This is a genomic window from Streptococcus sp. NM, assembly GCF_003390135.1.
Classification (GTDB): domain Bacteria; phylum Bacillota; class Bacilli; order Lactobacillales; family Streptococcaceae; genus Streptococcus.
Map to the genome: position 1 here is coordinate 385,538 of NZ_QUOS01000001.1, position 19,599 is coordinate 405,136.

A 19,599-nucleotide genomic window follows, 5' to 3' on the forward strand; every position below is an offset into this window, starting at 1 on the left:
ATTCTCCTATGAAAATCAGAATCGATATTCCTCATCATCCTTATGATATTCAGATTGAAAAAGGCTGTCTGGCTCAGGCTGGTCAATGGTTGCGAGAACTCTGGCAACCACAAAAGGTAGTCATTGTGACAGATAACCATGTAGCTTCTCTTTATGCAGAGAAGGTCAAGCTCAGCCTAGAAGATGCTGGTTTTCAGGTAGCAGTTTTTGACTTTTTAGAAGGGGAAGAAAGAAAGAATTTAACCACTGTCCAGAAAGTCTATGAATTTCTAGTTAAGCAGGGGTTGACTCGTAGCGATGGAATCGTGGCTCTCGGAGGTGGTGTCGTTGGAGATCTGGCTAGTTTCGTAGCCTCTACCTATATGCGGGGTATTCATTTTGTTCAGATTCCGACCAGTTTGACTGCCCAGGTGGATTCTTCTATCGGCGGAAAGACGGGTGTTAACACTCCATTTGCCAAGAATATGGTGGGTACCTTTGCCCAACCAGATGGGGTTCTGATTGATCCACTTGTCCTTGAAACGCTTGGAAAAAGAGAGTTGATTGAAGGAATGGGTGAAGTTATCAAGTATGGCTTGATTGAGGATCCAGAACTTTGGGCTCTTTTGACGGAGCTGGATGGTTCTGTTGAGAGCATTCTGGAACATGCAGAGATCTTGATTGAACATTCTTGTCAGGTCAAGCGCAAGATGGTAGTTGAGGATGAGTTGGACAACGGTGTTCGCCTTTACCTCAATTTTGGCCACACTATTGGTCATGCCATTGAAGCAACGGCCGGTTATGGCAAGGTCATGCATGGAGAAGCTGTGGCCATGGGCATGGTGCAGATTTCCAAGGTTGCTGAGGAAAAAGGCCTCATGCCAGCTGGCATAACTCAGTCCATTACAGATATGTGTCAGAAATTTGGCTTGCCTATTGACTATGAAAACTGGGATGTTGACAAGCTTTATCAGGCTTTGACTCATGATAAGAAAGCGCGTGGCAACACCTTGAAATTGGTCTTGGTACCAGAGATCGGTTCTGCAACCATCCACCCAGTTTCTATGGAAGAGATGAAAGACTACTTGGTAAAATAAGGAGAGCCTATGAGATATTTAACTGCAGGAGAATCACACGGTCCCCGTCTGACGGCTATCATTGAAGGAATTCCAGCTGGACTTCCTTTGACAGCAGAGGACATTAATGAGGATTTGAAACGTCGTCAGGGTGGCTACGGCCGCGGTGGTCGTATGAAGATTGAGAGTGACCAAGTTATCTTTACTTCGGGTGTTCGCCACGGGAAGACGACAGGGGCTCCCATCACCATGGATGTCGTCAATAAGGACCATCAGAAATGGCTGGATATCATGTCTGCGGAGGACATTGAAGAGCGACTTAAAAGCAAACGAAAAATCACCCATCCTCGCCCCGGTCACGCCGACTTGGTTGGGGGGATCAAGTACCGTTTTGATGATTTGCGTAATTCCTTGGAGCGTTCATCTGCACGTGAAACCACCATGCGGGTGGCAGTTGGGGCAGTAGCCAAACGCCTCTTGGCTGAGCTGGATATGGAGATTGCCAACCATGTCGTAGTCTTTGGTGGCAAGGAAATCGATGTTCCTGAAAATCTAACAGTCGCTGAGATTAAGGAAAGAGCTGCCCAGTCTGAAGTTTCTATTGTCAACCAAGAAAGAGAACAGGAAATCAAGGATTATATTGACCAAATCAAACGTGACGGTGATACCATCGGTGGGGTTGTGGAGACAGTCGTTGGAGGTGTTCCAGTTGGTCTTGGTTCCTATGTCCAATGGGACAGAAAATTGGATGCCAGACTTGCCCAAGCAGTTGTCTCTATCAATGCCTTTAAAGGGGTTGAATTTGGTCTTGGCTTTGAAGCTGGTTACCGCAAAGGTAGCCAAGTTATGGATGAGATTCTCTGGTCTAAAGAAGACGGCTATACTCGCCGTACTAACAATCTTGGCGGCTTTGAAGGTGGTATGACCAACGGGCAACCGATCGTTGTTCGTGGCGTCATGAAACCCATTCCTACTCTTTATAAACCTCTTATGAGTGTGGATATCGAAACCCATGAACCCTACAAGGCAACTGTGGAGAGAAGTGATCCGACCGCTCTTCCAGCTGCAGGTGTGGTCATGGAAGCCGTTGTGGCAACGGTTTTGGCGCAAGAAATCCTTGAAAAATTCTCATCAGATAATCTAGAGGAATTAAAAGAAGCGGTAGCTAAACACCGAGACTATACAAAGAACTATTAAGGAGTTCCTATGGCAAAAACAGTCTATATCGCAGGTCTTGGATTGATTGGAGCCTCTATGGCCCTAGGTATCAAACGCGATCATCCAGATTATGAAATTTTAGGTTATAATCGTAGTCAAGCTTCGAGAGATATCGCCTTGAAAGACGGCATGATTGACCGTGCAACGGATGATTTTGCTAGTTTTGCTCCTTTGGCAGATGTCATCATCCTCAGCTTGCCAATCAAACAAACCATTGCTTTCATTAAGGAGTTGGCGAACTTGGACTTGAAAGAAGGTGTCATTATTTCAGATGCTGGTTCGACCAAGTCAGCCATTGTGGATGCAGCGGAAAAGTATTTGGCTGGTAAGTCTGTTCGCTTTGTCGGGGCCCATCCCATGGCTGGTAGTCACAAGACAGGGGCTGCCTCTGCGGATGTCAATCTTTTTGAAAATGCTTATTATATCTTCACGCCTTCGAGCCTGACAAGTCCTGACACGCTTGAGGAAATGAAGGATCTGCTTTCAGGTCTTCACGCTCGCTTTATCGAGATTGATGCCAAGGAGCATGACCGAGTCACTTCTCAGATCAGCCATTTTCCTCATATTCTGGCTTCCAGTCTCATGGAACAGACCGCGGTTTATGCTCAAGAACATGAAATGGCAAGGCGCTTTGCGGCCGGTGGTTTCCGAGATATGACTCGAATTGCAGAAAGCGAGCCAGGTATGTGGACCTCCATTCTCTTGTCCAATCGCGAGACAATCCTAGAGCGGATTGAGGATTTTAAGGAACGTTTGGATGAGGTTGGCCGGGCCATCAGCAAGGGAAATGAGGAGCAAATCTGGAACTTTTTCAACCAAGCGCGTGAGCAACGTCAGGCCATGGAAATCCATAAGCGTGGTGGAGTAGACAGTTCTTACGACCTCTATGTTGACGTTCCCGATGAAGAAGATGTCATCTTACGGATTTTGGAACTGCTACGTGGAACTTCCTTGGTCAATATTCATATTAACGAGGAAAACCGGGAAGATATTCACGGGATCCTACAAATTTCATTTAAAAATGCTCAAGATTTAGAACGAGCCGAGCACCTCATAACAGAAAACACCGACTACACAGTCGTGATCAAATAAGGAGAAAATCATGTCAAATATTTACGATAGTGCAAACGAACTCAGTCGCGGTCTACGCGAATTACCAGAATACAAGGCTGTTAAAGTAGCTAAAGATGCTATTTCAGCAGATGCTGAGGCAAGCAAAATCTTTACAGAATATGTTGCCTTCCAAGAGGAAATTCAAAGACTAGCGCAGACAGGTCAAATGCCAGATGCTTCCTTTCAAGCGAAAATGGAAGGTTTTGGTAAACAGATTCAAGGAAATAGCCTTTTGTCAGAATTCTTTACTAAGCAACAGCAATTGGCAATTTACCTTTCTGACATTGAAAAAATCGTTTTCGAACCAATTTCAGAATTGCTAAAATAAGAAAATAACTATCATAAAGTCAGAAATTTTTAAGGAATTTCTGGCTTTTTATGATAAAATAAGTAAAAGTATTGCAAGTATGAGGTCCAGTATGAAACTAAAAACAAACATTAGCCACTTACACGGCAGTATCCGAGTTCCAGGTGACAAGTCTATTAGCCATCGTTCCATAATCTTTGGAAGTTTGGCTGAGGGTGAGACCAAGGTTTATGATATTCTGCGAGGTGAAGACGTTCTTTCGACCATGCAGGTTTTTCGTGACCTTGGTGTTGAAATTGAGGACAAAGATGGGGTTATTACCATTCAAGGTGTAGGCATGGATGGCTTAAAAGCGCCGCAAAATGCCCTTGATATGGGAAATTCTGGCACCTCGATTCGTCTGATTTCAGGTGTCCTTGCTGGTGCAGATTTTGAAGTAGAGATGTTCGGAGACGACAGTCTTTCCAAACGTCCTATGGACCGTGTGACGATTCCACTGAAAAAAATGGGCGTTAGTATTTCAGGGCAAACTGAGCGAGATCTTCCTCCCCTTCATTTAAAAGGGACGAAAAACCTAAGCCCTATTCATTATGAGTTGCCAATTGCCTCTGCCCAAGTCAAGTCAGCCTTGATGTTTGCGGCCTTGCAGGCCCAGGGGGAGTCTGTAATTATCGAAAAAGAGTGCACCCGTAATCATACTGAAGATATGCTGCAACAATTTGGTGGTCATTTAAGTGTGGATGGCAAGAAAATCACAGTCCAAGGACCGCAAAAATTGACAGGACAAAAGGTGGTTGTTCCAGGAGATATTTCCAGTGCAGCCTTTTGGTTGGTCGCAGGTTTGATTGTTCCAAACTCTCGTGTAGTGTTGCAGAATGTGGGCATCAACGAAACGCGTACTGGTATCATTGATGTCATTCGCGCCATGGGTGGAAAATTAGAAGTTACTGAAATTGACCCAGTCGCTAAATCTGCTACTTTGACTGTTGAGTCTTCTGACTTGAAAGGAACAGAGATTGGTGGCGCTTTGATTCCACGCTTGATTGATGAATTGCCAGTTATCGCTCTACTTGTGACCCAAGCTCAAGGTGTAACAGTTATTAAGGATGCTGAGGAACTTAAAGTCAAAGAAACAGACCGCATTCAGGTTGTGGCAGACGCTTTAAATAGCATGGGTGCGGATATCACACCTACAGCAGATGGAATGATTATCAAAGGAAAATCAGCCCTTCACGGTGCTAGAGTCAATACTTTTGGAGACCATCGTATCGGCATGATGACGGCTATCGCGGCCCTCTTGGTTGCTGATGGAGAAGTGGAGCTTGACCGTGCAGAAGCCATCAATACCAGCTATCCTAGCTTCTTTGATGATTTGGAGAGCTTGATTCATGACTAAGGTATTACTAGGATTTATGGGAGCTGGCAAATCGACTATTGCAAGAGGATTGGACCCTAATTACCTTGATATGGATGCTCTGATAGAGAAGCGCTTAGGTATGTCCATTGCGGAATTTTTCGCGGAAAAGGGAGAAGAAGCCTTTCGTCAGATAGAATCAGAAATCCTAGCTGATTTACTACAAAGAGATCAAGTCGTGTCAACTGGTGGAGGAGTGGTCGTTTCTCAGCGAAATCGTGACTTACTAAAGACAAATTCTGATAATATCTACCTGAAAGCTGATTTTGAAACCCTCTACCAACGCATAGCAGCTGATAAGGACAATCAGCGCCCGCTTTTTCTAAATAATAGCAAGGAAGAACTTGCAGCTATTTTTCAAGAAAGACAGGCTTGGTATGAGGAAGTGGCTAGTCGGATTTTGGATGTGACCAAGTTAAGCCCAGAGGAAATTATAGAGGAACTGAGATGAAAATTGCTTACCTAGGTCCCAAGGGATCATTTTCACACCACGTTGTGCAGACAGCTTTTCCTCAGGAGGAATTGCAGGCCTTTGCCAATATTACAGATGTCATCAAGGCCTATGAGCAAGGATTGGTGGACTATTCTGTGGTGCCAGTTGAAAATTCTATAGAGGGTAGTGTTCATGAAACCTTGGACTACCTTTTTCATCAGGCTCGCATCCAAGCAGTGGCAGAAATCGTTCAGCCTATTCATCAGCAGTTGATGGTGGTTCCAGGTCATAATAAGATTGAAAAGATTTTTTCACATCCACAGGCCTTGGCTCAAGGAAAGAAATTCATCGATGAACAATATCCAGAGGCCCAAATCGAGGTAACAGCTAGTACAGCTTATGCGGCCCGTTTTATTTCCGAACATCCAGACCAGCCTTATGCAGCCATTGCACCTAGAAGTTCTGCCGAAGAATATGGCTTAGCACTGATTGCCGAGGATATTCAGGAAATGGAAGCCAATTTCACACGTTTCTGGGTTTTAGGAGCTGAAAAGCCTTCTATTCCATTGAAAGCACAAACTGAGAAAATGAGTTTGGCCTTGACCTTACCGGACAACCTTCCAGGTGCACTTTATAAGGCCCTGTCGACCTTTGCTTGGAGAGGAATTGACCTGACAAAAATTGAAAGTCGTCCACTCAAGACAGCACTGGGTGAATACTTTTTCATTATCGATGTGGACTATGCCGATAAGAATCTGGTCCACTTTGCCCAAAAAGAATTAGAAGCGATTGGAATCCAGTATAAAGTTCTGGGTGCCTATCCCATTTATCCAATATCAGACCATGGAAAGGAGAGAAGATGAGTAAAGAAAATCCTTTAAACCATCACGAGCAGTTACGTTATGACTATCTCTTTAAAAATATTCATTACCTCAATGAGCGAGAGAAAAAAGAGTTTGCATACCTGCAAGGTAAGTTAAATATGGCTAGTAGTAGTGAAGCTTCTCCAGAAATTCATAATGAAAATCACGATATGGAAGATTCTTTCATGGAACCAATCAATCAGTCTCCTCTTCCAACCTACGGTAACCGTAGTCGTGCAAAAAAATATCAGAAAAGTCATCCTCTTCCAAAGGTTAAGTCCAAAAAACGTAAGATTCGTTGGGGGCGCATTTTTGCAGGATTGCTTGCCCTTCTAGCCTGTGTCGGTTTTGGCATGATTTTTATGTTCCTAAAAGGCTATTCAAATGCGGATCCAAACAAACCTGCCAATGCTAAGGCAGCTCAAGTAGAAGTTTTTCATGGTCAAGATACCAAGGATGGGGTCAATATTTTGATTATGGGAACGGATGGACGGATTGGCCAAAATAGTGCTGAAACAAGAACGGACTCTATTATGGTCTTAAACGTTGGTGGCTCAGATAAGAAAATTAAGTTGGTCAGCTTCATGCGTGATAACTTAGTTTATATTGATGGATATAGTAAGATTATCAATGGAAAGAAACAAACAGATAACAAGTTAAATGTAGCCTATGAACTAGGGGAACAGGAAGGCCAAAAAGGAGCAGAAATGGTTCGCCAAGTATTGAAAGATAATTTTGACTTGGACATTAAGTACTATGCCTTGGTTGATTTTCAGGCCTTTGCAACCGCTATTGACACTCTCTTCCCTGATGGGGTGACGATTGATGCCAAATTCTCAACCTTAGAAGGTCAACCTTTAACCGAAGCTACGGTGGGAGATGACTTGCATGCTACAGAAACAGAGTCTCCAACCCAGACTATCAAAGTTGGGAAACAGCAGATGAACGGTTCAACCTTGCTCAATTATGCTCGCTTCCGTGATGATGATGAAGGTGATTACGGTCGTACCAAGAGACAACAGCAAGTGCTGACAGCTGTTCTGCAGCAACTCAAGGATCCAACTAAACTTTTTACTGGATCAGAAGCACTTGGTAAGGTCTTTGGGATGACCTCTACGAATGTTCCCTATAGTTTCTTATTGACAAATGGTTTATCCTTCCTAGATGGAGCGCAAAATGGCATTGAGAGATTAACGGTTCCAGAACTAGGTGATTGGGTAGATGATTATGATGTTTATGGAGGACAGGCACTCTTAGTAGACCAAAATAAATATCAAACTAAACTTTCTCAAATGGGAATGAGATAAGATAAGACAAAATTCCAAATAAAAAACTATACTTTAAATATAAAATAACGATCCTTGGACAATAGTCCCTTATCTCCAAAAAAAGCAACGGATTTGCCGTTGCTTTTTTACATGGTTGCGATAGTCTTTGTAAAATAGAATTGCTTAATAAACCATTTAGAAAGTCTATCCCATGCCTATTCACTATAACACAAATCAAACAACTATACCACTAGAAATCAGTTCTTTCTTACCACAAGATCATCTTGTCTTTACTATTGAAAAAGTGGTGAATACCTTGGAAGATTGTCACTTCGACGCCTTCTATCATGCCTTTGGTCAGCCATCTTATCACCCTAAAATGCTTGTATCTACTCTTTTATTTTCCTATTTACAAGAGATTTTCTCTGGTCAAGAAATTGCTAATGAAGAGTATACAAGTTATTCTGAAACAGATCCCGTGAAAATCAAAAACGATAAAGGAGAGATAGAAGATATCGGCACAGTCCGTCAGGTAATAGAAAACGAGACAGGATTGAAGGTTTACGTAGTTGTGAGTCCAGACAAATCTTTATGGTATACTATAAGTAAATCAGTACTTGATATATTTGTAAAATAACATAAAGGAGATGTCATGAGGTTATTAAAAATTATAGGAATCGTTTTAGCTAGTTTATTAGTTATTGTTGGATTAAGTGTAGGAGGATATAAAGTGATGAAAAAAGTAGAACACGATGAGATGGTGAGAATTGTAGAGAGTGAGGAAACGAAAGAGATTTTTAAAGTGCGCTTAAAACAAATAGATCCGAATGCTCTAACAGAAAAAGGAATTATTAAATCATATAAAGTTGATTCTTTTGAACATAATCCAATGGGAGGAATAATTGTTTATTTGTATATAAATGATTCTTCAAGTTATAAAGTTAGTGTTTTCTTACATAAAGATAGTGATGGTAAATTAAGAAATGGCGGTGGGAGTAATCCACCTCTGGAAAAATTAAAGGGAGACTCAAACTGATGAATTCTATGTATAGCGACTATGAACGAAAGTTAATTGCTGAAAAAGAATATGATAATACATTACAAGTTGATAATGATATTTATATAGAAACTCGAAAAAGTTCCATCAGCACAGTCCGTCAGGTGATCGAAAACGAGACAGGATTGAAGGTTTACGTAGTTGAGAGTCCAGACAAATCTTTACGGTATACTATAAGTAAATCAGTACATGATATATTTGTAAAATAACATAAAGGAGACGTCATGAAACCATTAAAAATTGTAGGAATTGTTTTAGCTAGTTTATTAGTTATCGTTGGATTAAGCGTAGGAGGATTTAAAGTGATGAAACAAGCAGAACATGATGAGATGGTGAGAATTGTAGAGAGTGAGGAAGTCAAAAAGATTATAGAAGATGATTTGAAAGAAATGGATCAATTTTATTTAACAAATAAAGGGAAAATAAAGTCTTATCAAATTGATGATAAATCCATCAATCATAGTCCAATGGGAGGGATCAAATTAAAAATTTATATAAATAATGACGAAGAATTATATGTATTTTTCACTATTAATAAAGATAAAAAAAGTGGAAAGTTAGTTAATGATGGCGGAGGAAACTCTGCTAAATTTGAAAAAATGATAACGGAGAGAAAAAGTGAGTAGACAGTATAGTGATCATGAACGTCAAAAAATTGCTAATAAAGAGTATACAAAGTATTCTGAAACAGATCCCTTGAAAATCATAAATGATAAAGGAGAGATAGAAGATATCGGTACAGTTCGTCAAGTAATAGAAAACGAGACAGGATTGAAGGTTTACGTAGTTGTGAGTCCAGACAAATCTTTATGGTATACTATAAGTAAATCAGTACTTGATATATTTGTAAAATAACATAAAGGAGATGTCATGAAGTCATTAAAAATTATAGGAATCGTTTTAGCTAGTTTATTAGTTATTGTTGGATTAAGTATAGGAGGATACAAGGTGATGAAAAAAGTAGAACAAGACGAGATGGTGAGAATTGTAGAGAGTGAGGAAGTTAAAGAAATAATAGAGCATTATTTAAATTACATAGATGGGAAAGCTTTTACAAATGAAGGAGTAATCCAGTCTTATGAAATAGATACAGAATCTATTCAACATAACCCTATGGGAGGAATAAATTTTTCTGTTTATGTAAATGAAGATAATGAACTATATGTAAGGTATACCCTAGAGAAAAACTCGCAAAAAAATAAGGTGGATTTTTCCAGTGGGGGATACTCAGGGAAATTGCACAATCTGATAAAGGAGAAATAATGAGTAGAGATTACAGTGATCAAGAGCGACAAAGAATAGCAAACGAGGAGTATTCAGTCTATGAACCCAGTGACCCTATGACTATTAAAAACGATAAAGGAGAACTAGAAGATATCGGTACAGTCCGTCAGGTGATAGAAAACGAGACAGGAATAAAGGTTTACGTAGTTGAGAGTCCAGACCAATCTGAAGTGTCCGTTCTTTACGAAGGTTCTAAAGCGCCATTTGATGAAGGATGGGAAGTGGATTGGCTTGCAAATGATATTCCCATGGCTCAAAATATTTTGAAAGGTGAAGAAGGGGTGACTTCTCAGTTGAAGGCGGCGGCATCTATCTTAGATGATATAATGTTGGAATATCCAAACGCTAAAATCTCAGTTTATGGTCACTCTCTTGGTTCTATGAATGCTCAATACGCCCTAGCTAATGTTAGGGACATTTCACGTATTTCAGGAGCTTATATCTACCAAGGCCCGAATATCTATCCGGTCTTGACCAAAGAACAGCGGCAGCGTGTGGATGCGATAAAGTACCGTATTCATAATTACGTTGATGATAAAGATTTGGTTCCTATAGGTTACCCTAAAAATAGAATGGATAGTGTCGGTGTTGTAGGGATGATGCATCATGTGGACTCTGTACAACAGGTAGATTTTGTATATTCTCAACACTTGTGGGGCGGTTATGTTTTTAATGAAGATGGTAGTCTTAAAATTAAGAATGATCGTTCATCGTTTGAAAAACGGTATTCATCTGGTTTGGATAAGGTTTCCAGCGGCTTGTATTCCTATGCAAAGGCTAAAGAGGCATTGGCTTCAGGCGGTTATACGAGTGGTGAGAAACTCTTTTTAGACTCCGAACAGGCCTTAACGATTTCATCGGGATTGCATGAAGTCGCAAATGCTGGTCATGAAGAGATTTGCTCCATAGTTCATAAAGCTCACCAAGAAGCAGAGAAAATAGTAGCGAGCACTTATCACGTTCCCTTTGGTTTTATTTTATCACCTACAGAGGTGGCGACAGCCTATTCTGATGGAGGAGTATCTCGTACGACAATCGTAGATGATCTTGATCATTATTTCTATCCAAAAATCAAAAAATCAGAAAAACTAGCCGAAGATTTTCAAAGTTTAGAAAAGCAAATAGCAGATGGTGTCCAAAAGAAATTGGAAGATGATAAAGAGTTAGCAGGGAATTTTAAAGAATGGATGAAAGTCAAGTAATCTGGCAGAAATTAAGAACAAAGCAAAACCATTTAGATTTATTAGATGAACGCAATCGTTCTATTCGCCAACAAAGAGAAGAACAATTTGAAAACCTTCAGCAAAAACGGAACCAATTGTTGCATATGATGGAAAGAAAGTATCAGATGATGCAGCATTACCTAGGACAAGTGGACGTGGATACTACTGAGGAAAGAGCACGATTAAACAGAATAGCTTCGGACTTTAGCCAAGCAGTATCTATAGGATTTATAAGAAATCAGCGCGCTTTGGAACAAAGTATTGAAAAAGAAGAGATTGAGTATAGACGAGAACGACGAAAATTAGAAGAGGATATAGATACATTACATCGTCTAAAGACGACACTCGAACAAGAAAAAAGGAAGGGATAGCTTATGTTTGATGAAATGATTAATGATTTCTTCTCAGGAGTGAACAATAATATGATTGAGATTCAGAAGGGACTAGAACGTTTACTAATCAGTCATATCTATTCACCGATCAAATTGAATGAGCGTAATAATTTGATGTCAGATGGTGACTTTAAGATCAAAACAGAAGCTCTAGCAACAAAGACAGCACTAGGGATGATTTCTAGTCAACTCGATACAACTATGAAAGGAGCTTATTCGACAAAGGTTGTTGAGACTTTGAAGACGAAAGAAAAAGATTATGATACGATTGTGTAGAGATGAATATTCTACAATTGGAATTGGATAGGAGATTAATACAGGAAAAATCAAGGTTCGAATCACCAGTAAAATAGTGGTTTGAACTTTGATTTTTCTTAGTGTCTGATGGATTTTTAAGGCTTTTTTATGGTATAATAAAACGATATAACTCGTTATTGAACAGAAGAGGAGAGACATGAGTGATTTGAAAGCGATTCAGGCTCGTAGTCTGGAAATGGCTGAATATTTCGTCGCATTTTGTAAAGAACATGATTTGCTTTGTTATCTTTGTGGTGGAGGTGCTATTGGTGCCCTTCGAAACAAGGGTTTCATTCCTTGGGATGATGATCTAGATTTTTTTATGCCCCGTAAGGATTATGAAAAATTGGCAGAATTATGGCCTCGTTATGCAGATGAGCGTTATTTCTTGTCAAAGAGTAACAAGGATTTTGTCGACCGCAATCTTTTTATTACTATTCGTGACAAGGAAACTACCTGCATTAAACCTTACCAGCAAGATTTGGATTTGCCACATGGTTTGGCTTTGGATGTTTTGCCTTTGGATTATTATCCTAAAAATCCAGCTGAGCGGAAAAAACAGGTTCGTTGGGCCCTGATCTATTCTCTGTTTTGTGCCCAAACTATTCCAGAAAAACATGGCGCACTTATGAAGTGGGGAAGCCGTATTTTACTCGGTTTGACTCCAAAATCTCTCCGTTATCGCATTTGGAAAAAAGCTGAAAAAGAAATGACCAAGTATGGTCTAGCTGAGAGTGATGGAATCACGGAATTATGCTCAGGGCCTGGCTACATGAGAAACAAGTACCCAATCGCATCCTTTGAAGATAATCTCTTCTTGCCATTTGAAGAGACAGAGATGCCCATTCCAGTTGGCTACGATGCCTATCTCAGCACTGCTTTTGGTGATTATATGACACCTCCACCAGCAGATAAGCAGGTGCCGCATCATGATGCGATTATAGCAGACATGGATAAGAGTTATAGAGAGTACAAGGGAGAATACGGAGTATGATGGGAGAAAAAATAAGCGTTATCGTTCCAGTCTACAATGTAGAAACCTATTTGGAACGATGTGTGGAGTCAATTCTTCATCAGACTTATACCAATTTTGAACTAATCCTAATAAATGATGGGTCTACTGATTCTAGTGGAAAGATCTGTGATGATTTAGCAAATCAGTATGAGAATATCAAGGTTTACCATATCGAAAATGCTGGTGTTTCTAATGCAAGAAATCTTGGAATTCAGCTAGCGACAGGTGCTTGGATAACTTTTATTGATAGCGATGATTTCGTCACCAATGATTATCTAGCTACTTTAGCTAGTGCAGTTGAGGGAGAACATGTAGGTTTTGTGATTGCTCCTCTACACCATATCAAAAATGGCATTGTAACAGACCTTCCTCCACATTCTGGAAAAACAGAACTCTGGTCGACAGAAGAAACCATGAAGGAACTACTGATGACTACCAGAACGTCATTTTTTCCAGTCGCAAAACTGTTTAAGAGAGACCTGCTTGCGGATGAAAAGTTTAATACAAATTATCACCTGGCTGAAGATGCCCTATTTTTAACTGAATTGTTACTAAAGACAAGATGTAGTAGCGTATTTATTGACAAACCGATTTATTATTATGATCATCGTGAGGGAAGTGCGACAACATCTGTTAATCGGTATGTATTTGATACGATAGAAGTTTATAAGCAAATAATCGCTCAAGTTTCACAAATTTTTCCTAATTTAAAACACGAATTAAAAAATAGAGAATGTTGGTCGTACATCACAGTTTACGATAAAATTATCTTTACTTCACGTGGAGAGTATCAAAAGGAGAAAGCCGAGCTGAGGACTTGGATTGTTCAGCATCGACGTGAAATATGGAAGGATGCTTATTTCACTACTTTTCGCAAGGTAGCGATCCTCTCACTTGTCATTTCTCCATGGCTATATAAGAAAATTGTTGGATTAAAAAACTAATATCATGAGAAGGAGTTGAAAATGAATTTTTCAAAATTGGATGAATACTTTGAAAAATCAAAACTATGGATTGCGTATCTATTTGTTTTTATTTCGATTTTAAGTATGAGTTCACTGGTTTATAAGATAGCAAATCCCCTCTACAAGGGATTATCAGCGATTGTAGTACTTTATATTTGCTGTACCTTATTGTTTAAGTGGAAAGAAATCACAGTAGATCGCAAATTTCTGTCCTTATTTGGTCTATTGGCTGGAAGTCATCTGTTATCAGCTATTTTTAATCGCTCTGGACATTTGATTGGAAATGTGATAGAGATCCTCTTTATGGTGACCTATATTTTATTATTTACCATGTTAGAATCAGGGCAACTTAAAAAATTATTTGACTGGATTGCCTATACGGTTCAAATTGTATCTTTTTCTTCAGCAATTTTTGCGTTTGGTTTATTGGTAAGTAGAGTCCTTATCCTATTTAAGATTGGCGAACAATCTTATTACTATGGTGTTATGAATGGACGTCTGTGGGGGATTGTTAATCCAAATGCTAGTGCGATATTTTCATACATTAGCATTATTTTGGCTATGTATTTGATTCATAAAGGAAGTAAATATTCTGTCTATCTTAAACTGAATAATGTAATTCAATTAGTTTACTTCGCAACCATGCAAAGTAGAGGAGCTTTATTATCTTTAGTGTTAATGATTGGGTTTTATAGTTTCTTTATTAACGGGGGCAAGTTAGCTAAGCGATTTCTAATCTTTATTATTTCTGCTTTACTTGTTTCTGCTGCTAACATCGGATTGAGTTATGTAACCTCTATTTACATATCCTCGGGGAAAGCGACTGTATTAGACTTAAATAAAGGACAATCTTATGCAGAAACGGATTCTTCAGTTATAAAAAAAACAGGTGAACTTCATCTAATAGAAACAACACCTAGTGGCAGAACTTATATTTGGAAAAATGCTATAAAAATGGGAAGTGAGAAACCAATTTTTGGTTATGGTGTAAGAAATGTTCCAGATTATTACACAAAATATTTCAGTAAATTTGAGATTCAAAATTCTCTTATTGGTGGAAATTTCCATAACATTTTGGTAACGATATTTGTTAGTTCTGGAATTTTAGGTTTAGTATCTTTTCTACTTCTACTAGGATATATAATTAAGCGCTTTTTGACTTATTTGATTGTTTCTAAAAAGAACTCTGAAAAGTTGATTATGATTCTTTTCTTTGGCATCTTGTTCGGTCAATTATTTGAAAGTCAGATTATGTACTCAACTAACTTTATTAATATTATCTTTTGGTTGATTATTGGTTATGGATTAGTTGTTTGCAAACGTGATGAAGGTATTCGTTATCAGGAAGTAACTGATATTAGAGAGATCCAACAGATGGAACTAGGAATCATGGAATACATTCATGAAACTTGCCAGAAAATTGGTGTCAAATATTTCCTAGCTTATGGCAGTCTTATCGGTGCGGTTCGTCATAAAGGTTTTATTCCTTGGGATGATGACATGGATATCTGTATGTTACGAGAAGATTATGAAAAGTTGCAAGACTATCTTATTGTTAACCCTGATGAACGTTACGAAGTGATGTCTTATAAAAATAATCTCAACTATGTCTATCCCTTCATGAAAGTGCAGGATAACCATACCTACTTGCTAGAAGAAGATGTTCGTATTGATTCAAATATGGGGATTTATGTAGATATTTTCCCTGTAGATGGCTACGAGAATGATGCCAATTTCAAGAACAAGATGACAAAGCTGATAAAGAAACGTCAATTGAGTTGCTATACATTTAAAGGTATCACCAATACGAAAAGTGTTCTGAATTCACTGATACGCTATATTTCAGTTATTATTTTTTATTTCACAAATACAAATAAATACGTTGCACAAATTGAAGAACTTGCTAAATCACGTAAAGTGTCAGATTATGAGGAAGTGGATTATCTTATCTACAAGGATATGAACAAACCAGTGTGGAGACGCGAATGGCTAGAACAAGTTACTACTGGAACATTTGAAGGTAAGAAATTTACTATTCCGAAAAAATATCATGAAATTTTGACCTCAGACTACGGAGATTATATGCAATTGCCGCCAGTTGAACAAAGAGTATCTCATCATGATTTTAAATTGTGGAAGATTGTTAAAAAGTCTAAATAACTGGATTGGGATTAAGAAACGTTTAAAAATATAGTCAAAATTAGGAGAATAAAACCTATGTCTGAAAGAACTTTAACTCTTGAAGAAATCAAACAAGTAGAATTAGATATTTTGAAGTATCTTCATGATCTTTGTGAACAACATCATATCAAATATTTTATTGATTTTGGAACATTACTAGGAGCTGTACGCCATAAAGGATTTATACCTTGGGATGATGATACAGATATTTCCTTAGCGCGTGATGAGTTTGAAAAACTGTATAAGGTTTTAAAAAATGAAAATCATCCCTACTACAAATTAATTTCATTCAGAGAAACAAAGGGGTATCCTTACAGTTATATGCGAGTCTATGATGTGAGGACACGTCGAGATGCTAATCTTATAGATAAAACGGTCGTATTGGGAACCTGCGTTGACATCTTTCCATATGATGGTGTCGTAACGCAAGAAAGTGACCAGAAGAAAATGAAGCTCTACAAATATTTCATTCGTCTTTCTTCTTTGAATTTTAAAGGGATTAAGTCTGAGAATGGTGGACTTAAAAATCTCCCTCGTTATATGGGGTCAGCTATTTTTCGTTTAACTTCCCCACAGATATGGAACCAAAAATTAGAGAGTCTTGCTTTGAAGTATAGTGTGGATCAAGCAACAGATCTCACTTGTACTATCTATGATTCCTATTATCCAGATGGTATAAAAAAAGAATGGCTCTATGATTTGATTGATATGCCGTATGAAAACATTGTGGTCAAGGTTCCTAGAAAATACCATGAATTACTTGTCTACGAATTTGGAGAAAACTATATGAGTCCGCCACCCATTGAGCAACAAGTGCCAGGAGGAGATAAAAATTATTGGATTGATTAGTATAAGTTTCTTATCTTTTAAAATAAAGGGGTTTTCAAGATGAAAAATAAACAGTTAATAAAATTAGTTGGGTATAGTTTTCTTGTATTCTTTCTAGCGCTGATTCAGTTATCGCAAGGAGTAGATGCAAATACTATCTCTGCAGGTTCGGGCAATCGTATCCATTTCATAAATACTAAAGCAAAATCTGGGAGTGACGCCATCCTTCTGGAAAGCAATGGTCACTATGCTTTGATTGATATGGGAGAAGACTATGATTTTCCTGATGGGAGTGACCCACGCTATCCAAGTCGTTGGGGAATTTCTATGAGAAATTATCAAGTATTAGAGGATAGATTGATTCGCCACCTAGATGAAATAGGTGTTAAAAAATTAGATTTTATCATAGGAACTCATGTTCATAGTGATCATATTGGTGGAGCAGACGAAATACTCAATCGTTATCAGGTTGGTAAGTTTTATTTGAAAAAATATTCAGATGATCGAATCACAGCAAAGTGGGGTCTATGGGATAATCTTTTCAATTATGATAATGCTTTGAGAGCAGCTCAAAAACGAGGAGTTACGCTTATCCAGAATATTTCAGATGAGTATAGCCATATAAAATTAGGTGATATGGATATCCAGCTCTACAACTATAAGAATGAATATGATGCTGATGGGAATCTGAAAAAAGTTCGAGATGATAACTCCAACTCCATTGTTTCAGTAGTGACTGTGGCAGGAAAGAGAATCTATCTTGGTGGAGATTTGGATAATGCCGAAGGAGCAGAAGATAAGTTAGGTCCAGTTATCGGCAAGGTTGATATGATGAAATGGAACCACCATTATGATGCGACAATTTCAAATACGATTAATTTCCTTGAAAACTTATCACCAAAAATGATTATTCAGACAACTGGTGGAGATATTAATGTTGCTTCAACTAGAGAATACCTTCAGAAGAAAAATATTCAGGTTCTTCGTGCTGCTAGCCAAACTCAAGACGCTACTGTTTTTGATATTAGCGATAAAGGATTTGCTAATGTTTCAAATACCTTCCCTGATATCCCAGTAGTTGACGAAAAATGGTATCAAGAAGATGGCTATTGGAAATATCGTTTGTCTGACGGGGAAATGGCTATCGGCTGGAAAGAGATTGGCGGAGCCACTTACTTCTTTAATGGAAAAGGACAAATGCAAGCAGGCCGCTGGCTTCACCTTAATGACGACTGGGGAGAAAATGCCAAGGGGAATGATTACTATCTGAACAAAAATGGTAAAATGCAAACTGGTGGATGGTTCAAGCTAGATAACTCTTGGTATTATATCCAGTCGAATGGTGCTAGACGATTTAGCGAGCTCTCTGAAATTGGAGGGAAAAAATACCTTTTTGCGGCAGATGGTAAGATGCTGACAGGACACCAAGTTTTTAATGGTAAGAAGATGTTCTTTAGCGAAAGTGGCGTACTACAAATTTCAGGTAAGCCTTCAACTTGGCAAAAGATTGATTCAGCTTGGTATTTCTATGATGAGGATGGTCTAAAGACTGTCGGTAAAAAGAATATCAATGGAAGCACATACTACTTTAATCAAGAAGGTGTCATGCAAACTGGCTGGGCCTTTGTTGATGGTCACTGGAACTATTTTGCAAGTTCTGGAGCTATGAAAACTGGCTGGGTCAAGGATCAGGAAACATGGTATTATCTGGATAAAGATGGCATCATGTTAACTGGCAGACAAGATATAAAGGGTATTCGTTACTATTTGAATGCTAGTGGTGCCATGCAGACTGGCTGGAAGTGGCAAGACAATAGCTGGTACTTCTATACGAACTCAGGTGCTATGAAAACTGGTTGGTTGAAAGATAAAGAATCATGGTATTATTTGGATCCAGAAACAGGTATCATGGCCGTAGGATCTAAAGCGATTGATGGAAAAACCTATTTCTTTAAATCCTCAGGTAACATGCAAGTTGGCTGGCAGTGGTCAAATGATGTCTGGCATTATTACGCCTCATCTGGTGCACTCCAAACTGGTTGGCTAAAAGATCATGATATGTGGTATTATCTTGAATCTAAGGAAGGCGCTATGTTGGTTGGACTCAATCAAGTAGATGGCAAGCAATATTACTTTAGTGCATCTGGTGCCATGCAGACTGGCTGGAAATGGTTTGATAATCATTACCGTTACTTTGAATCAAATGGAGCCATGAAAACTGGTTGGATAAAAGACAAAGGCGTCTGGTATTATCTAAATCCTGAAGATGGTATTATGTTGGTTGGCCTTCAAAAAGTCAATGGTGATCAATATTACTTTGATTCAACAGGAGCGATGCAAACTGGCTGGAAACAGGTTGATGGTCATTGGTACTATTTCCAAGCAGATGGTTCCTTATTGAAAAATTCTACCACACCTGATGGTTATAAAGTTAATGAAGAAGGTGTATGGAGACAAGTAGTTACTGTTGATAAGCAGCAAAATCATTCTACAAACAAACAGGAAACATCTACTCTAACTGATAAATCAGACAAGATTAATAAGGCAGAAAAGCAAGAAAATCATAAAGAAATTAACTCTTCTAATTCAGAAAAACAAAAAGAGGACTCAATTATAGAGTCAAGTAGTTCCGACAAGAAAGAAAAGGAATAATGAGAAAATCCCCTGCTAGTAGAATAGTCTATTA

General features: G+C 38.7%; 22 protein-coding genes. All 22 read left to right on the forward strand.

Going from position 1 to position 19,599, the window contains the following annotated elements; translation table 11 throughout:
* The first annotated feature begins 8 nt into the window (after positions 1-8).
* The 22 genes from aroB (at position 9) to DXN33_RS02105 (ending at position 19,565) form a co-directional block, all read left to right on the forward strand.
* Positions 9-1,076, forward strand: a complete 1,068-nt coding sequence (aroB, locus tag DXN33_RS02000) for a 3-dehydroquinate synthase (RefSeq protein ID WP_115904192.1) — start codon at positions 9-11, stop codon at positions 1,074-1,076.
* A 9-nt stretch (positions 1,077-1,085) separates the two neighbouring features.
* Complete coding sequence (gene aroC / locus DXN33_RS02005; protein ID WP_115904193.1) at positions 1,086-2,252, forward strand: chorismate synthase; 1,167 nt, start codon at positions 1,086-1,088, stop codon at positions 2,250-2,252.
* Between the two features lie 9 nt (positions 2,253-2,261).
* Complete coding sequence (locus DXN33_RS02010; RefSeq protein ID WP_115904194.1) at positions 2,262-3,365, forward strand: prephenate dehydrogenase; 1,104 nt, start codon at positions 2,262-2,264, stop codon at positions 3,363-3,365.
* A gap of 10 nt (positions 3,366-3,375) precedes the next feature.
* The gene (locus DXN33_RS02015) at positions 3,376-3,714 is read left to right on the forward strand and encodes a YlbF/YmcA family competence regulator (RefSeq protein ID WP_115904195.1); all 339 of its coding nucleotides are present in this window, start codon (positions 3,376-3,378) and stop codon (positions 3,712-3,714) included.
* Positions 3,715-3,805: 91 nt separating this feature from the next.
* Positions 3,806-5,089 (forward strand): 3-phosphoshikimate 1-carboxyvinyltransferase, encoded by a 1,284-nt coding sequence (aroA, locus tag DXN33_RS02020; protein ID WP_115904196.1) that lies wholly within the window; start codon positions 3,806-3,808, stop codon positions 5,087-5,089.
* Positions 5,082-5,558: a shikimate kinase gene (locus DXN33_RS02025; RefSeq protein ID WP_115904197.1), complete on the forward strand. Its 477-nt coding sequence runs from the start codon at positions 5,082-5,084 to the stop codon at positions 5,556-5,558. Before aroA ends, DXN33_RS02025 begins: the two co-directional genes overlap by 8 nt.
* On the forward strand, positions 5,555-6,403 hold the full coding sequence (pheA, locus tag DXN33_RS02030; RefSeq protein ID WP_115904198.1) for a prephenate dehydratase: 849 nt from the start codon (positions 5,555-5,557) through the stop codon (positions 6,401-6,403). Before DXN33_RS02025 ends, pheA begins: the two co-directional genes overlap by 4 nt.
* Positions 6,400-7,710, forward strand: coding sequence for an LCP family protein (locus DXN33_RS02035; RefSeq protein WP_049552439.1), 1,311 nt, complete (start codon positions 6,400-6,402; stop codon positions 7,708-7,710). Before pheA ends, DXN33_RS02035 begins: the two co-directional genes overlap by 4 nt.
* 172 nt (positions 7,711-7,882) lie before the next feature.
* A complete protein-coding gene (locus DXN33_RS02040) occupies positions 7,883-8,308 on the forward strand; it encodes a transposase (RefSeq protein WP_181146397.1) in 426 nt (141 codons plus the stop codon).
* Between the two features lie 15 nt (positions 8,309-8,323).
* Positions 8,324-8,707, forward strand: coding sequence for a DUF1310 family protein (locus DXN33_RS02045; RefSeq protein ID WP_115904200.1), 384 nt, complete (start codon positions 8,324-8,326; stop codon positions 8,705-8,707).
* Positions 8,707-8,937 (forward strand): hypothetical protein, encoded by a 231-nt coding sequence (locus tag DXN33_RS02050; RefSeq protein WP_181146396.1) that lies wholly within the window; start codon positions 8,707-8,709, stop codon positions 8,935-8,937. The genes DXN33_RS02045 and DXN33_RS02050 overlap by 1 nt, the downstream gene beginning before the upstream one ends.
* A 15-nt stretch (positions 8,938-8,952) precedes the next feature.
* Positions 8,953-9,354 (forward strand): DUF1310 family protein, encoded by a 402-nt coding sequence (locus DXN33_RS02055; protein WP_049546345.1) that lies wholly within the window; start codon positions 8,953-8,955, stop codon positions 9,352-9,354.
* Positions 9,347-9,583: a hypothetical protein gene (locus tag DXN33_RS02060; protein ID WP_115904201.1), complete on the forward strand. Its 237-nt coding sequence runs from the start codon at positions 9,347-9,349 to the stop codon at positions 9,581-9,583. The genes DXN33_RS02055 and DXN33_RS02060 overlap by 8 nt, the downstream gene beginning before the upstream one ends.
* Before the next feature lie 15 nt (positions 9,584-9,598).
* Positions 9,599-9,991: a DUF1310 family protein gene (locus DXN33_RS02065; protein ID WP_115904202.1), complete on the forward strand. Its 393-nt coding sequence runs from the start codon at positions 9,599-9,601 to the stop codon at positions 9,989-9,991.
* A complete protein-coding gene (locus DXN33_RS02070) occupies positions 9,991-11,214 on the forward strand; it encodes an Mbeg1-like protein (RefSeq protein ID WP_115904203.1) in 1,224 nt (407 codons plus the stop codon). Before DXN33_RS02065 ends, DXN33_RS02070 begins: the two co-directional genes overlap by 1 nt.
* Positions 11,196-11,606: a hypothetical protein gene (locus DXN33_RS02075; protein WP_115904204.1), complete on the forward strand. Its 411-nt coding sequence runs from the start codon at positions 11,196-11,198 to the stop codon at positions 11,604-11,606. The genes DXN33_RS02070 and DXN33_RS02075 overlap by 19 nt, the downstream gene beginning before the upstream one ends.
* A gap of 3 nt (positions 11,607-11,609) precedes the next feature.
* Complete coding sequence (locus DXN33_RS02080; protein WP_042750982.1) at positions 11,610-11,903, forward strand: hypothetical protein; 294 nt, start codon at positions 11,610-11,612, stop codon at positions 11,901-11,903.
* Between the two features lie 178 nt (positions 11,904-12,081).
* On the forward strand, positions 12,082-12,918 hold the full coding sequence (locus DXN33_RS02085) for a phosphorylcholine transferase LicD (protein WP_115904205.1): 837 nt from the start codon (positions 12,082-12,084) through the stop codon (positions 12,916-12,918).
* Positions 12,915-13,883, forward strand: coding sequence for a glycosyltransferase family 2 protein (locus DXN33_RS02090; protein WP_115904206.1), 969 nt, complete (start codon positions 12,915-12,917; stop codon positions 13,881-13,883). Before DXN33_RS02085 ends, DXN33_RS02090 begins: the two co-directional genes overlap by 4 nt.
* Before the next feature lie 21 nt (positions 13,884-13,904).
* Positions 13,905-16,064 carry a LicD family protein gene (locus tag DXN33_RS02095; protein ID WP_115904207.1) on the forward strand — a complete coding sequence of 720 codons (2,160 nt, stop codon included), beginning with the start codon at positions 13,905-13,907 and terminating at the stop codon, positions 16,062-16,064.
* A 57-nt stretch (positions 16,065-16,121) separates the two neighbouring features.
* Entirely contained in the window at positions 16,122-16,934 is an 813-nt protein-coding gene (locus DXN33_RS02100; RefSeq protein WP_049487269.1) for a phosphorylcholine transferase LicD, read from the forward strand.
* A 39-nt stretch (positions 16,935-16,973) separates the two neighbouring features.
* Complete coding sequence (locus tag DXN33_RS02105) at positions 16,974-19,565, forward strand: MBL fold metallo-hydrolase (RefSeq protein WP_115904208.1); 2,592 nt, start codon at positions 16,974-16,976, stop codon at positions 19,563-19,565.
* Positions 19,566-19,599 lie beyond the last annotated feature (34 nt).

Excerpts from the sequence above, each read along its gene's own strand:
- DXN33_RS02055 (WP_049546345.1), top strand. The coding sequence starts at position 8,953 with ATGAAACCATTAAAAATTGTAGGAATTGTTTTAGCTAGTTTATTAGTT.
- DXN33_RS02065 (WP_115904202.1), top strand. The coding sequence starts at position 9,599 with ATGAAGTCATTAAAAATTATAGGAATCGTTTTAGCTAGTTTATTAGTT.
- DXN33_RS02025 (WP_115904197.1), top strand. The coding sequence starts at position 5,082 with ATGACTAAGGTATTACTAGGATTTATGGGAGCTGGCAAATCGACTATT.
- DXN33_RS02080 (WP_042750982.1), top strand. The coding sequence starts at position 11,610 with ATGTTTGATGAAATGATTAATGATTTCTTCTCAGGAGTGAACAATAAT.
- DXN33_RS02040 (WP_181146397.1), top strand. The coding sequence starts at position 7,883 with ATGCCTATTCACTATAACACAAATCAAACAACTATACCACTAGAAATC.
- DXN33_RS02070 (WP_115904203.1), top strand. The coding sequence starts at position 9,991 with ATGAGTAGAGATTACAGTGATCAAGAGCGACAAAGAATAGCAAACGAG.
- DXN33_RS02105 (WP_115904208.1), top strand. The coding sequence starts at position 16,974 with ATGAAAAATAAACAGTTAATAAAATTAGTTGGGTATAGTTTTCTTGTA.
- pheA (WP_115904198.1), top strand. The coding sequence starts at position 5,555 with ATGAAAATTGCTTACCTAGGTCCCAAGGGATCATTTTCACACCACGTT.
- DXN33_RS02035 (WP_049552439.1), top strand. The coding sequence starts at position 6,400 with ATGAGTAAAGAAAATCCTTTAAACCATCACGAGCAGTTACGTTATGAC.
- aroC (WP_115904193.1), top strand. The coding sequence starts at position 1,086 with ATGAGATATTTAACTGCAGGAGAATCACACGGTCCCCGTCTGACGGCT.
- DXN33_RS02050 (WP_181146396.1), top strand. The coding sequence starts at position 8,707 with ATGAATTCTATGTATAGCGACTATGAACGAAAGTTAATTGCTGAAAAA.
- aroB (WP_115904192.1), top strand. The coding sequence starts at position 9 with ATGAAAATCAGAATCGATATTCCTCATCATCCTTATGATATTCAGATT.
- DXN33_RS02085 (WP_115904205.1), top strand. The coding sequence starts at position 12,082 with ATGAGTGATTTGAAAGCGATTCAGGCTCGTAGTCTGGAAATGGCTGAA.
- DXN33_RS02095 (WP_115904207.1), top strand. The coding sequence starts at position 13,905 with ATGAATTTTTCAAAATTGGATGAATACTTTGAAAAATCAAAACTATGG.
- DXN33_RS02075 (WP_115904204.1), top strand. The coding sequence starts at position 11,196 with ATGGATGAAAGTCAAGTAATCTGGCAGAAATTAAGAACAAAGCAAAAC.
- DXN33_RS02100 (WP_049487269.1), top strand. The coding sequence starts at position 16,122 with ATGTCTGAAAGAACTTTAACTCTTGAAGAAATCAAACAAGTAGAATTA.
- DXN33_RS02015 (WP_115904195.1), top strand. The coding sequence starts at position 3,376 with ATGTCAAATATTTACGATAGTGCAAACGAACTCAGTCGCGGTCTACGC.
- DXN33_RS02010 (WP_115904194.1), top strand. The coding sequence starts at position 2,262 with ATGGCAAAAACAGTCTATATCGCAGGTCTTGGATTGATTGGAGCCTCT.
- aroA (WP_115904196.1), top strand. The coding sequence starts at position 3,806 with ATGAAACTAAAAACAAACATTAGCCACTTACACGGCAGTATCCGAGTT.
- DXN33_RS02045 (WP_115904200.1), top strand. The coding sequence starts at position 8,324 with ATGAGGTTATTAAAAATTATAGGAATCGTTTTAGCTAGTTTATTAGTT.
- DXN33_RS02090 (WP_115904206.1), top strand. The coding sequence starts at position 12,915 with ATGATGGGAGAAAAAATAAGCGTTATCGTTCCAGTCTACAATGTAGAA.